10 protein-coding genes are annotated in these 13,615 nt (G+C 37.3%); 4 read left to right on the plus strand and 6 right to left on the minus strand.

Going from position 1 to position 13,615, the window contains the following annotated elements; genetic code table 11:
- Positions 1-181: 181 nt before the first annotated feature.
- Positions 182-1,900 carry a sodium:solute symporter family protein gene (locus L2735_RS05680; protein ID WP_248983788.1) on the minus strand — a complete coding sequence of 573 codons (1,719 nt, stop codon included), beginning with the start codon at positions 1,898-1,900 and terminating at the stop codon, positions 182-184.
- A gap of 10 nt (positions 1,901-1,910) precedes the next feature.
- Positions 1,911-2,177 (minus strand): DUF4212 domain-containing protein, encoded by a 267-nt coding sequence (locus tag L2735_RS05685; RefSeq protein WP_248983789.1) that lies wholly within the window; start codon positions 2,175-2,177, stop codon positions 1,911-1,913.
- Between the two features lie 576 nt (positions 2,178-2,753).
- On the opposite strand from L2735_RS05685, the gene L2735_RS05690 reads away from it, so the two are divergent.
- Both L2735_RS05690 and L2735_RS05695 read left to right on the plus strand, forming a co-directional pair.
- Positions 2,754-3,143, plus strand: coding sequence for a substrate-binding domain-containing protein (locus tag L2735_RS05690; RefSeq protein WP_248983790.1), 390 nt, complete (start codon positions 2,754-2,756; stop codon positions 3,141-3,143).
- Positions 3,144-3,288: 145 nt separating this feature from the next.
- Positions 3,289-5,481 carry a diguanylate cyclase gene (locus tag L2735_RS05695; RefSeq protein ID WP_248983791.1) on the plus strand — a complete coding sequence of 731 codons (2,193 nt, stop codon included), beginning with the start codon at positions 3,289-3,291 and terminating at the stop codon, positions 5,479-5,481.
- Here the strand turns inward: L2735_RS05695 and L2735_RS05700 are convergent.
- A complete protein-coding gene (locus L2735_RS05700; RefSeq protein WP_248983792.1) occupies positions 5,468-7,072 on the minus strand; it encodes an alpha/beta hydrolase in 1,605 nt (534 codons plus the stop codon). The genes L2735_RS05695 and L2735_RS05700 overlap by 14 nt on opposite strands.
- A gap of 140 nt (positions 7,073-7,212) precedes the next feature.
- Here L2735_RS05700 and L2735_RS05705 point away from each other — a divergent pair, with 140 nt between their 5' ends.
- A complete protein-coding gene (locus L2735_RS05705) occupies positions 7,213-7,812 on the plus strand; it encodes a DUF6942 family protein (RefSeq protein ID WP_248983793.1) in 600 nt (199 codons plus the stop codon).
- A gap of 57 nt (positions 7,813-7,869) precedes the next feature.
- Here L2735_RS05705 and nadE read toward each other — a convergent pair whose 3' ends face one another.
- Both nadE and L2735_RS05715 read right to left on the minus strand, forming a co-directional pair.
- Positions 7,870-8,700 (minus strand): NAD(+) synthase, encoded by an 831-nt coding sequence (gene nadE / locus L2735_RS05710; RefSeq protein WP_346348125.1) that lies wholly within the window; start codon positions 8,698-8,700, stop codon positions 7,870-7,872.
- Positions 8,701-8,901: 201 nt separating this feature from the next.
- On the minus strand, positions 8,902-10,206 hold the full coding sequence (locus L2735_RS05715) for an inosine/guanosine kinase (protein ID WP_248983794.1): 1,305 nt from the start codon (positions 10,204-10,206) through the stop codon (positions 8,902-8,904).
- Between the two features lie 312 nt (positions 10,207-10,518).
- Here L2735_RS05715 and L2735_RS05720 point away from each other — a divergent pair, with 312 nt between their 5' ends.
- Complete coding sequence (locus L2735_RS05720) at positions 10,519-11,397, plus strand: LysR family transcriptional regulator (protein WP_248983795.1); 879 nt, start codon at positions 10,519-10,521, stop codon at positions 11,395-11,397.
- Positions 11,398-11,421: 24 nt separating this feature from the next.
- Here the strand turns inward: L2735_RS05720 and L2735_RS05725 are convergent, their stop codons facing one another.
- Complete coding sequence (locus L2735_RS05725) at positions 11,422-13,335, minus strand: ATP-binding response regulator (RefSeq protein ID WP_248983796.1); 1,914 nt, start codon at positions 13,333-13,335, stop codon at positions 11,422-11,424.
- Positions 13,336-13,615: the final 280 nt, after the last annotated feature.

Below are 13,615 nucleotides of genomic sequence, written 5' to 3' on the forward strand. Positions count from 1 at the left end.
AACCAACAATATTGCTCAAGATGTGTTTTTAAATAAACGTCGTGAAATGCGTATAAACCAATAAAATAAAACCCCCACTTTAAAAAAAGTGGGGGTTTGTCATTAATCTGAAGAGCGCCTAAGCGCTCTTTTAGTGAAAGCATTTCCGAATACGTTAATGCTATTCGATTAATCAATGATTCTAGTGATCGTGCGCTTCACCTGAACCTTTAGGGAAACGAATTGACTCAACCATTGCCACCACATCATCAGGTATTTTCTTAGTCACTTTCGTTACTGCAAATGCAACACCAAAGTTAATGAACATTCCCACCAAACCAAAGCCTTCAGGTGAGATACCTAAGAACCAGTTATCACTGACGTTGGCACTTGGATTAATAAACTTAAAGTAAGCAATATAAGCCGCTGTACATAGTAGGCCAGACAACATACCTGCAATCGCACCTTCTTTATTCACAGTCTTAGAGAAGATACCCATGATAATTGCAGGGAACAGTGATGATGCAGCTAATCCGAATGCAATTGCTACCACCGCGGCCACAAACCCTGGAGGGTTAATCCCGAAGTAACCGGCCATCACAACACCTAAACCTGCTGCAATACGTGCATACTTGAGCTCTTCCTTATCGGAAATATCCGGCATTAAATTCTTCTTCAATAAATCGTGCGATACCGAAGTCGAAATAACCAATAATAAACCTGCTGATGTTGAAAGTGCTGCAGCTAAGCCACCCGCTGCAACAAGTGCAATAACCCATGCAGGCAGTGAAGCAATCTCAGGAGTTGCTAGTACCATGATATCGCGGTCAATCTTCATTTCATTAGCATCACCATTGGTATAATAGATGTTGCCATCATTATTCTTATCATCCCAAGTAATAAGACCTGTTTTTTCCCAGTTCTTAATCCACTCAGGCGCTGATTCATAAGAAACACCAGTTGAATCTGGACCATTGATTGTTTCAATCATATTTACACGAGAGAACGCTGCTAATGCTGGAACTGTTGTGTACATGATTGCAATAAATACTAATGCCCAACCTGCAGAAACACGTGCATCTTTAACTTTAGGCACAGTGAAGAAGCGAACAATAACATGTGGTAAACCTGCCGTACCGAACATTAATGCACCCGTGATAAAGAACACATCAATCATGCTCTTCGAGCCTTCGGTATATTGGGCAAACCCGAGTTCAGCCGACAATCCATCGAGCTTATCAAGTAAGTACACCCCCGTACCATTACCTGCAGCATCAACCATTTCAGCACCAAAACCGATTTGAGGTAAAATATGACCTGTCATCATCACTGAGATGAAAATAGCTGGCACCATGAAGGCAAAGATAAGTACGCAGTACTGAGCAACCTGAGTATAAGTAATCCCTTTCATGCCCCCTAATACAGCGTAGAAGAACACCACAGCCATACCAATATATACACCGGTTTCCACGTCGACTTCTAAGAAGCGAGAGAACACCACGCCTACACCACGCATTTGACCTGCAATATAAGTAAAACAGATAAAGATGGCACACACGACTGCAACGGTACGTGCAGCTTGTGAGTAGTAACGGTCACCGATAAAGTCTGGCACAGTAAACTTACCAAACTTACGTAAATAGGGAGCCATACATAGCGCTAGCAGAACATAGCCACCCGTCCAACCCATTAAATAAACTGAGCCGTCATAACCTGTAAATGAGACAATACCTGCAAGTGAGATAAATGATGCCGCTGACATCCAATCTGCTGCAGTTGCCATACCATTCATGACTGGTGGAACCCCACCACCAGCTACATAGAATTCTTTAGTAGAACCAGCACGAGACCAAATGGCAATACCGATATATAGGGCAAAAGTGACCCCAACAATGAGATAAGTTAACGTTTGAACATCCATGATTTATTCCTTAGTCTTCGTGTACATCATATTTTTTGTCTAAAGCATTCGCTTTCGCTACATACACAAAAATTAGTGCAACAAACACATACATGGCACCTTGTTGTGCAAACCAAAAACCTAATTTAAACCCCATAAAAGTAATTTCGTTTAGTACGTCCACTAATAAAATGCCGCACCCAAAAGATACAAACGCCCAAATTGCGAGTAGTTTTAAAACTAATCGTAAATTTTCGCTCCAATATCCATTTGCCTTGTCTTCATTTTCAAAAGCCATTGTGACTCCCCTGTGCTAATTATTTTTAAAGTCGATTGTTAATCTAGCAACTCAAAATGTGACGACAATCACGACCTTAGTCTATAGCTAAGGATGCACGGCAAAGTGCCAATACAATAAAAACATTAAATTCATCAACTTAACCAACCTAATTTGATTTAACACTTATATTGGCAATGCTACCTGTTTAGACCAAGGTCGAATTAAAAAAGTATTAAAATGATGAGAAAGATGAAGAAATAGATAACTAATAGATGGAAATTAATAAAATAACGAGGAAACACACAATCGTTTTGTTGTGGGTGTACCATTTTTAAGATATTGAGGCAGGGAAACTTAATGAGAGAATACTAATCATATCCTCTTTAGAAAGGAGTAAATTAAGTTCGTTGGAAATAAGAGCCACCGAAGAATGCTCTGATTACTGACAGATTGAATAATCGAAAAAATTAACATACCAGAATGGCTTTTACTGAATATTTATTAAGGGTCACTGTCTAGGGATTATGTTGACGTCTGAAGTATTCATAGCGAAAGTAAAAAGAGGGATGGCGCGTCGAGAAATGCTTTCACTTTTTGACAATAGTACAGCAGTTCCCCAGTAGCCGCTTAGATTGGTTTCACGACAAAAAGGGAGCGGGAAGCCAACATCATTTAGAGCAATGCTTACCGAACAAAACGTCAATATCAATGTCATTTTATATCGCTACTGCTCAACTTGAGCGTGTACTTGTAGTTTATATAGCTCGAGGTAACGCCGACATTGGCTTTGGTTGTCAGGCGGTTGCTGTAGAAAGTGGCCTGCACTTTATTCCCAAGCTTACCGAGTCATTTGAGTTTGTTATGTCCCAAAGTATCTTTTTTAGACGTCAGCTGCAGACATTAATCACCTTGCTGAATCAGCCACAAACCAAGCAATTGGCTAACTTACTATCAGGTTATCAACTAAAAAAAAGTGGCGAATGACTTTGGCGTGGACAGTAAAGAGCGCCTCATGAGTTTATAAGTCTTTCTGATGACATAAAACAAAATGATCCTAATCACGTCAAAGGCTTGTACTAGCTGAATAAGGCAGGTAGTATTTTTTTATAATAATGACAAGGATGATTCATTGAATAAGCAATCCATTAATCCACAACACCTTATTTTTGCACTTGTTCTTGGTGTACTCGGTTTCGCCATCAACTGTTACCCCATCCCCATTTTTGCCAATGTTCAATTGGTGATAGGTAATACTTTTACCATTATTTCTGCAGTTATTTTGGGACCTTGGTATGCCTTAATCACTGCTATTTTGAGCGCTTCAGGTTTAATGCTGACTTGGGACAGCCCTCACGTCTACTTAATATTCGGTGTCGAAGCTTTGTTTATTGGTTATTCTCGCAGGAAAGGCTTATATCCATTATATGGTAGCGCGCTCTACTGGCTAACTATCGGTATGCCACTGACCTACCTTTATATGAAAACCTTTAGTGATTTACCTGACAGCCATATGCCCTTTGCTATTATAAAACAAGGGATTAACGGATTAATCTACGCAAGCTTAGCTTCATTACTCATTATATTAATACCCAAACTTTGGTCATTCAATGGCCAAAGTATTGCTAAAGCTCGCCGCTCTTTTAATGATCAAGTCACCTATTTCATGACGCTTATGCTGACCTTATGTCTGTTAATTTCGGCGCTGACATTCAATTATTTATTCTTAGATAAACAGCAAACCCTATTACATCGAAATTTAACCGATACTACGGTTCACTTAAGCTACGCTACTGAGCAATATATTGATAACCATATAAAAGTTGTCGAATACGCAGCAAACTTTCTCAGCTTAGCCAATACGAGCAGTGATGAATGGCAACCTATGCTGAGTAAATTACACAGTAACTATCCAAGTTTTATCACCATGCTTATTGCTAATGATAAAGCCCAAGTGGTTGCAGGCAGCCCAGGTGTGATGATGTTAGATGAAAATAACATCATCAAGGATATGTCGATTAAAGATAGAGATTATTTCATTGAATCATTTCACAACCGTCAGGTATACGTTTCACCAGTATTTCAAGGGCGAGGATTTGGTAACGATTCAATCATTGCCATAAGCGCACCGTTTTACAATGGCAACAACGAAACCAAAGTAACAGGTATTATCGAAGGCTCACTTGATTTAAGCTTCTTTTCCAGTATTGATAACCAAAATAACTTTGGTGATAAAGAACTACTTGTTTTAGTCGATAATAATAATCAAATTATTTATGCCACATCAGAACTTGGATTAACTAAACACGAAGAGTTTAAGTACTCAAATGATAAAGGCCAGTACCACATTGCGTTAGATGTGATTAAAATTAATAATTTAGAAGCCACTTCACCTGATCATGTTTATACCAAAAAGCAATTGAGTAATGGTTGGCAACTTTATGTACTTCAGCCACTTTCGCCATTATTAAAAACAGCCGAAACCCAGATGTTGGGTACATTTATACTGCTGATTATCTCAATTATCCTCACTTCATTAATTTCGAGAAAAGTATGCCAGTTACTCACTGCCCCATTAGAAATTGTCGCGAATCAATTTGGACAAATGAGTAATGAAGCACTAAAAAGACAAGTTATCGATGAAAACTCCTCTAAAGAAGTATTTAATTTGTATGAACGCTTAACTTCCAGTAAACGGGCTTTGTTGAAGCACCAACTCGAATTGGAAGAAACTGTAGCGATTCGCACCGATGAGTTAGAGCAAGCCAATAAAAAACTATTGGCACTGGTGGACGAAGACCCACTTACTGGTTTAAAAAACCGCCGTTATGCCGAAGATAAATTTGATGGGTTATTGGATTTTTGTTTACGTGGCGAACATGCAATTACAATCGTTATTCTCGATTTAGACTTTTTCAAAAAAGTAAATGATACCTACGGACATCTAGCAGGTGATGAATGTTTACGAGTGGTTTCTAAACTGCTTAAAAATGAATTTAAACGTGATACTGATATCGTTGCCCGATATGGCGGTGAAGAGTTTTTATTGATTTTACCGCTATCCAATGCGCTTAAAATTGAGCAACACTTAAATAACTTCAAACAAAAACTTTCCGAAGTTGTTATCACCTCACCTACAGATAACCAAGTGTTCTCGGTTACCACCAGTATTGGTGCGATCACAGCAAATGCGAGTTTCTCACCTGAGATAGATTTGTGGATTAAAATCGCAGATGACAACCTATATACTGCTAAAGAGCAAGGTAGAAACAAAGTCATTATTAATGTGGTTAATGAAGATTCAGAGGAAATTAAGGCTCAATAAATGCCTCCATTTGTTCAATCATAAATGGATAAAAGGGATTCCATTTTTGCCTTAACATTTCAGCAGCGGGGATCCCAAATAATCCTCGCTCGCCAGTAAATTTCGCTTGGCCAATTTGAATATGGTTTGTTTCCTTTAGATAATTAGGGCCATATAAAGGATCTGATTCAGGAAAAGGCAATGCTACATGGGAAAGTGAGTAAACCCCGCGAGGCCATTCAAGCGCTAATGGCTTAGAAGTTTGACTATCGCCCCCCCCCATTTCATGTTGTTGGACAATTGCTTGCTGGGAGGTAGTTTGTTGAGCACTTGTCATTTGAACACTGCTTTGTTGAATACTAGTTTTTTGAACTCTAGTTTGTTGAACATAGTGCTCACGTTTAATGTCATTTTCAATCATGGTTAGCTTATAGTTCATGGCATTAATTAGCCATATAGATGACATCTCTTCCATAGGATCATTAACGATAAGTTGGCGGTTATTTGGGTTACGATTAATATCAAAAATAACAAGTTCATGTTTATCAGAAGGTAAAAATTGGTATAAATGATCCACTACAGCAGTAGAAGACACAGTATCGTCAGCCAATGATTGAAAGGTGAGTATAGGCGGCAATGCCTGTAATTGCCGATTGTTCATTGTCGATGTGATTTGATAATTCCGCTGTGATAGTTGATAAACCACATCACCGGCATTCACCGCAAATGAGGCGTATTTAAACGGGTCATATTCAACAGAAATGCTGTTCCAAAATAGCTTTTCATAACCTAATACATTGCCTAACATCGCTTGCCACTTAGCGCCGGCAGCAATGGGCTGAAGACCAATAGCTGGTGATATAAATACCATCCCCGAATACACAGGTTGAATAGTTTCTGGCTTACTAGCGCTTACTGAATCATTAGACGTTACAGAATCAATAGAAAGAGTACCCGAAACAGTCTTAGCACTATTTTCCAACTCGAGATTTAATGCCAACGCTGCCCCCGTTGAAAAACCAACAACATATAAAGGCTTACCATTAAGCTTACTTTTCATGTGCTCAGTAGCAAGTTTTACCGCGCTAGCAAGATCTGGCCAAGCTATCCCGGTTAATCCAGCAGGAATGGTGCCGTGTCCTGGAAGTCTTAGGCCTAACACATAAGCAGAATCCCGAAAGTGTTTAGCTAAATGGGATATCGCATAGGGCGAATCAGACATACCGTGAATAAACAACACACCGTATTCAGCCGAAGGATTAGACCACTCAAATGAACGGTTCCAGTTGGTCTGCCACACTCTAGGGTCTGACAAGCTGCCCGTTTCATAGCGATTGATTGGTGAAGGTTTACTTGGCTGATAGGTTTGATAAATCTTATTATCGAGTTCGCTAAATAAATCCTTCTCAAGTGCCATGTACTCATCAAAGTTTTTTAAGCCAGATTGTTGATGATATTCATGTTTCAGCTCGGTAGTATGCCAAAGATCAAGTTCTGAGCGAGCATTAAGCAACCACACTGCAGCAGCTAGAAAAACAATGATACTGCCAAAGAAGCCGTAAATTGCAAAAAATAGCAGTTGCTTAGTTGAGCCAATAACAATCGCTTTCATTTATCTATCCTTGAAGTCAGTAGGCAAGCTTTATGAACCGAGTTGATTTCTGCGCTAATTAACCATGATGTGTTCTCTATTAGAGTCTACCTTACAATAGTGATAATCTAATAAAAATGATTGAATTCACAGACATTAATATGACATCAGACCTGTATAACGATAAAAACTCTGGCTTTAAAATGGGTGTCGATAATCCAGACATTGCCTTTTACCTGCCAAACTTTCCACTCATGCCGAGCCCTAATATCGAGATTGATACTGAAACTAATAGCGAAATTGATAGCACTCTCAATATAGATATCGAAAAGCTAATCGAGTTGAACGGCAATCACTGGCGTAAAATTTTTACCATCATGGCAAAAATTACCGTGTTATATAACAATCAAGACAGCTGGCGTAGCCACAGAAATCAAGTGTTAAAGATCAATGATACTGGCTTGAAAACAGCACTTTTTATCAAGGCTAATAGGTTATGCGTAAACGCCAAGTTTCACATTATTTGTGGTCAGCAAGCATTTGATGACTTAACTGATGATTTGACTGATGATTTGACTAGCATAGGACATTTTACTCACTTAACAGATAGTAAAACTGTAACAGTCCTTGGCGACAAACAAAAAATAATGGCGCATAAGCAAATACTTATTGCGCCATATTTAGACTATCGTCAATTTCCAAACCAGCTCATTTCCGAGCTTCGTGATTACATCAAACAGTCTGGCTGTATAAACGACTAAGCGTTAATAAACTAATCAACTTTTATCAACGGATGTTGCTTATATAAACAATCAAGCCTAGTCGTAAATGGTCGGAATTGGCTGACGTTTATGTTGAGTGCGTTTATAAATAGCAATGAGCTTATCTTCTACACTTGAATCAACAGACTTACCTTCTAAAAAGTCATCTATTTGATCGTAAGTCAATCCAAGTGCCACTTCATCTTCAAGTTGCGGCTTATCATCTTCTAAATCAGCTGTAGGCGCTTTTTTCACTAGCACTTCTGGCGCACCTAAAAAGCTCGCCAATTGACGTACTTGACGTTTATTCAAGCCAAATAAAGGCGCTAAATCGCAAGCGCCATCACCAAACTTAGTATAAAAACCAGTAATATTTTCAGCACTATGATCGGTGCCGACTACTAAACCGCCAGTAAGCCCAGCAATATGATACTGGGCAATCATTCGCATCCGCGCTTTAACATTGCCCCTCACAAAATCAAGGTTGTCATTCTCAGCAACAGTGATACCAGCATCCTCTAAACCAGATACTGTCGCGTTATGTACGCCAACAACACCATCTGCAATATTTACGGTAACTTGTTTAGAAGGTTGGATAAACTGACAAGCTAATTGAGCTTCATCTTCATCTTTTTGTACTTGGTAAGGCAAACGCACCGCAATAAATTGATAAGCATTTTCAGGATTGGCTTGATTCAAACTGTCGACAGCTAACTGGCAAAGTCTACCTGTAACTGATGAGTCAACGCCACCACTTATACCCAATACTAAACAGCGAGCATGGGCTTCAACCAATTTAGTTTTAAGGAACGCTACACGACGTTCAATTTCATAAGCTGGTTCAATCGCCTTAAGTACTTTCATTTCTCTTAAGATTTGTCCCTTCACAATGCTCTCCAATTTAACTGTTAAATCTGTAGTAAGCGCTATTCAGCTCGATTTACTTACAATGAGGTAGTTAACCAATGTACCCAACATCCTACTGAAATTTACCGCAGGTACAAGCACAAGTTGTCTGAATTTACCTTGTAGATTAAAAACAAAAAAGGCGACCATATTGCTATGGTCGCCTTTTCATCAAATCTTCACTTATCTTTCCCAGTAAGACTCTTCTAAACTATCTTCGCGCTCTGGTAACCCACGTGAAAGTCTCGGGCTATGTTGCGCTAAAACCTCATAAGCAACTCGGTTCGCGTATTTACACACTTGCGAAAATGATGAGTAACACAAGCCGTCACGTTGATGCTTACTTGACCCAGGTACATTGGTTTTATGGAATGTATTAGCAGATAAATCGTGCAATAACGCAGCTAATGCTCCATCACCTGCGCCGTTAGTATTACGGATAAGTTCAGGGCCGCCCATATAAGGAGAAATATGCGCAAACACTTTAATTGGGGTTTCACAATCTGTTTTTAATTTAGGACGTGAGAACTCATAACGGTTAAATTCTGGAATCGCCCCTGGTAATAAAAGATGGCTAGTTGCACGTTTTTCAGTGTCTTCTGTGTAACCTGCAGTATATAAGCCTAGCGGGCCAGCTGTGCATAGCACCATATCTGCCCACTCTAGCGCTGCATCACTTGCTAATAACGGATCGCTAAAACCAGTTAACGCTTCACCTTCATCTTCATTCATCGCCAAAATAGTCACATTTTCACGAATAAAGTCTTGCCACCACTTTGGATCTTCTTGAATTAAAAAGCGAGTACCTAAGGTTAATACCACTGGTACATCTGCAGCTTTAGCATATTCAATGGCCTGCATTGCAGCTGAAGTCATGCCGTCGCCTTCACTGGCGCGCATTAAATAAGCAGTAATCACCAAAGCAGAACTATTCTGAATCACTTCTTCGTCGATATACTCAGGGTTAAGTTTGTCCATTGAGCCTTTACTAATAGCAAAGGTACGTTCGCCGTCTTCAGAAATAAGCGTGAAACAGCGACCAATTGGGCCATCAACAGGTTGTAAATAGTTTAAATCGACTTTAGAAGAAGTATGACAAAGGTAGCGGTAAGCATAGCTACCTACCATGATATTTTGGCTCATCACACCGAATAACACTGAACGGTCATCGGCCAAAATAGAATAATTGTGCACCGTATTGCCAATCGTGCCACCGGCAAATTCATCACTGATCATTTCATTGCTTTTAAGCTCGTGGTATAGCTCATGAGCTTGTTGGTCATCGATTAAGGTTGAATTACCCTTTGGCAGATCGTAACGACTTAGTAGCTCGTCTTCTACCTTAGCTTCAATATCAACCAAGGTTTGATCGATACCACAAATATAAGTCGATACTGATTGTTCTTGCTGGGTTAACTGAGCCAGTAACGGGTCTCTGTTATTTACCGGAAAATAGTGCTTAGATTTGCGTTGACCAGGAAACTTCATAATAGGTTCTCATGAATTTGCATACGTGCAGCGGAATGAATGTATCAATTGAATTTCTAACCAACTTATCGTGCTGTAATAGTCAATAAACACGATAACTAGGCTCAAAAAAAGGGGATCGATTATATCATAGTAACTAAAAAGGGATAAATTACTTTTAATGAATTTAACCTTTTAAATCACATATCTGACTTAAAGTCAGACTTTATGAAATGACACAAAACCATGATGAATAATTGATAATGAGAATAAACCTGTTACCAAAACTATGCTATTGTCTACAAGTAACTGAATAATTGGGAGAAAGTGATAATGAATGTCGACTATAACTTACTATATAACTTTATTGTAATAGCAAAGAGTCCAAATCTGAAAACAGCATCCCAAAGATTAAATCGCTCTGAAGGGGCATTAAGTAAAGATATAGCGAAATTAAGAGACAGGTTTAACGATCCACTTATTCAAAGAGTAAACGGAAAAAATGAGCTTAGCCCTTTTGCAAAAACCTTCCTTCCTAAATTACAAATTATTTTTAACCAATTTGAGGAGGCATTATTACCAAAAGAATATAAGGCCAGCGACTATAATGGCAGATTAAAAATTGCTATTAATACCCATACGTTAGAAGCATACGGTTATGAGATTTATAAAAATTTAGTCGCCATATTCCCTCAAGCACAAATTTCCGTAAAAAGTTGGAATAAGCATACAGAGCAATCAATCCTAGATGAAACAGTTGACTTTGGCTTGCATGTTTTTAATCCGGAAAGAAATAAAAGCATTAGACAAATATTGATTAAGGAATTTGAATTATCTTTCATCACTAGTAAAGACTATCCTGCTAACAATATCGAAGAATTAAAGGAAAGAGGAATGGTTCGTATGATGTTGCCCGGTTGGAATGATCATAAGCATATCATCAACGATAAACTCAATCTTTATGGTCTTAACCTAAAAAAACAAATTGAAATAGAAAGCTACCAAACAGCTTTAAGTATTGTTCTTAACAGTGATCTTTTTATGCTTGCGCCGGTAGAGTTTGCTAAGCAATCAGAGGGATTTTTATCTTTACCTATGCCCAATTATGATAATGTGTCAGATCTTAGTATTCACCTGAATGTAAAATCAAACCTTTCCTCATCACCAATGTGCAAGGATGTTATCAAAGCAATCAGCAACGCATTAAGATGATTACTTACCCAACATAATTTTCACTCAATAAAACTCTTTGAGTCTAGCTCTCATTAAGTGACTATAAAATATATCTATATTTAATGGTTTTTGAAGGAAACCAACATCGGTAATAGAATCAAACCCTTCAATTTCATCTTTGTCATTAGCTGATAAAATAAAATAAATAGCTTCCATATTAGGAAAAAGCGAACGGATTTTACTTATCAAACTCAATCCATCTGTCTCGATTAACCGGTAATCTACAATGATGATTTGAGCCCATGATTTAGAAAGTGCATTTAAAGTTTCAAATTCATTACTGGCTGTAGTCACTTCAAACTGGTGACTTTTTAGAAAAACCCTGCCAGCTTCCAAATTGAAGGGATTATCATCAACCATCAGCACTTTATATCCTTGGTATTCAGCAACATCAATAACTTCATGATTCGATAAAAAGCACGGAAAGCGAACGAGAATCTGTGTCCCTTCATCTAAGTGGCTAGACAAACGGAACTTTCCTCCGATAAAGTCCACAATACGTTTACAAGTAAATAAGCCCAAACCAATACCAACATTGCCCGATGTTGTTGGAGTCGTATTCGAAATGAAAGGGTTACTTAGTATAGTTCGGTACTCTTCAGGCATACCTTTGCCATAATCTTTCACTAATATCCGCAAGAATGAATTATTGTTAACTTTAGAGTACAGATCAATGTGCAACTCGATAGTCTCTCCAGTACTATATTTAAAAGAATTATTAACTAAATTAGTCAATAACTGGAAGAACTTAGTGATATCGATATTAATACAATCTGGTAGTTCATCACTAACCTTTAAAATAAGCTTCTTATTCGTCGTTAAACTTATAGGGACATAATAATCCTGAATTTTAGATATAAACTCTTTTATGTTAATTAATTCATTGTTGAGTGACAATGTTCCAGTTTCAGCCTTACTATAAGCTAATGTATTATCAGCAACAGATTTTAGTAGGTTAGCGGCCCACGACAATTTATTTATAATTTTACTTTGTTCTATACTCTTGTTTGATTGTTCCTGCAGTAAATTTGCATATGCTAATATTGCATTTATGGGGGTGCGAACTTCATGGTTAATTGTTGATAACAAGGCAATTTTCGAGCGATTACTGGCATTAATGCTATCAATTAACGTTCTATTCCTGACAAATATGAACAACAAAGTTGACATAGCAACACCCAGAAGAAAAATTAACAGTAAAATAGTAAAAAACTCAAAAAACAGATCAAATTTAAAATAAAAATTCGTCTTAATATTATATGAATATCCTTCACCTGTTGGATTGAGCTTAGATAAAAAATCACTTGAAGAGTTAAAGTTAATATCTGAAACCTTAAAGGACTCCAGAATAGCACTAGGTTTATTAGATAAACATCTCTGACTTTTTAACACTACTTCATTTATATTCATTTCAATACATAGATCTACATTAGTTTCAAACCTTTCAAGTATTCTTTCGTGAGAGACTGCATAGGCAAGTATTGGAGCCTGCTTATCTTGAGTATTAAAAGTAAAAACCGTATAACCCTCAAAATAAATACTTGTTATACCATCAGCATTAACCTGCTTAGTTAAATTATTCAACTTAGATAATAATTTCTTATCTGAGATATGAAAAACTTTATTATTTGGCGTTAATGTAAATGCAAATGCAGCTTTTCTTTTAAGTAATTTTTTAGAAAATGAGTGAAAGTCAGATTTAGTGACATTTTCGGAAGAATTTAAAAATGATTGCAATGAATGTATAACTAGAGCATGCTGCAAAAACATATCATCAATTGATTCAAAAATTTTATTAGACTTTAATTGATGTCGACTATTTAAATCTTTAAAAAAGAAATTAAACTCACTGACAGTCACATACACAGTGAAAAACAAACCAAAAAAGAGAAAAAGAAAAGGAATACGTTTAAGCATAAAGTCACATTATTGATGAATTTTAATCTATTTAAAATAATACTGCATTAAAATCGAATAACAATCTATAAAGAATATTCTGAATAATTATTAAGAAAAAATAACCTACATACTAAGAATTAACCTAACTTTGTGTAAGGTTATTCCTACACAGCGACTAAACCTTAAATATCAATTACTTAGCGCCATAGGTCAAGTTATTTTAACATTGACAGTAATAGTTATATAAGTAAAATGCGTGTTAATTATTTTTAGGTTGATATCGGTTTTAAAACTGAAT

The organism is Shewanella olleyana, from assembly GCF_023283825.1.
Taxonomy (GTDB): Bacteria; Pseudomonadota; Gammaproteobacteria; order Enterobacterales; family Shewanellaceae; genus Shewanella; species Shewanella olleyana.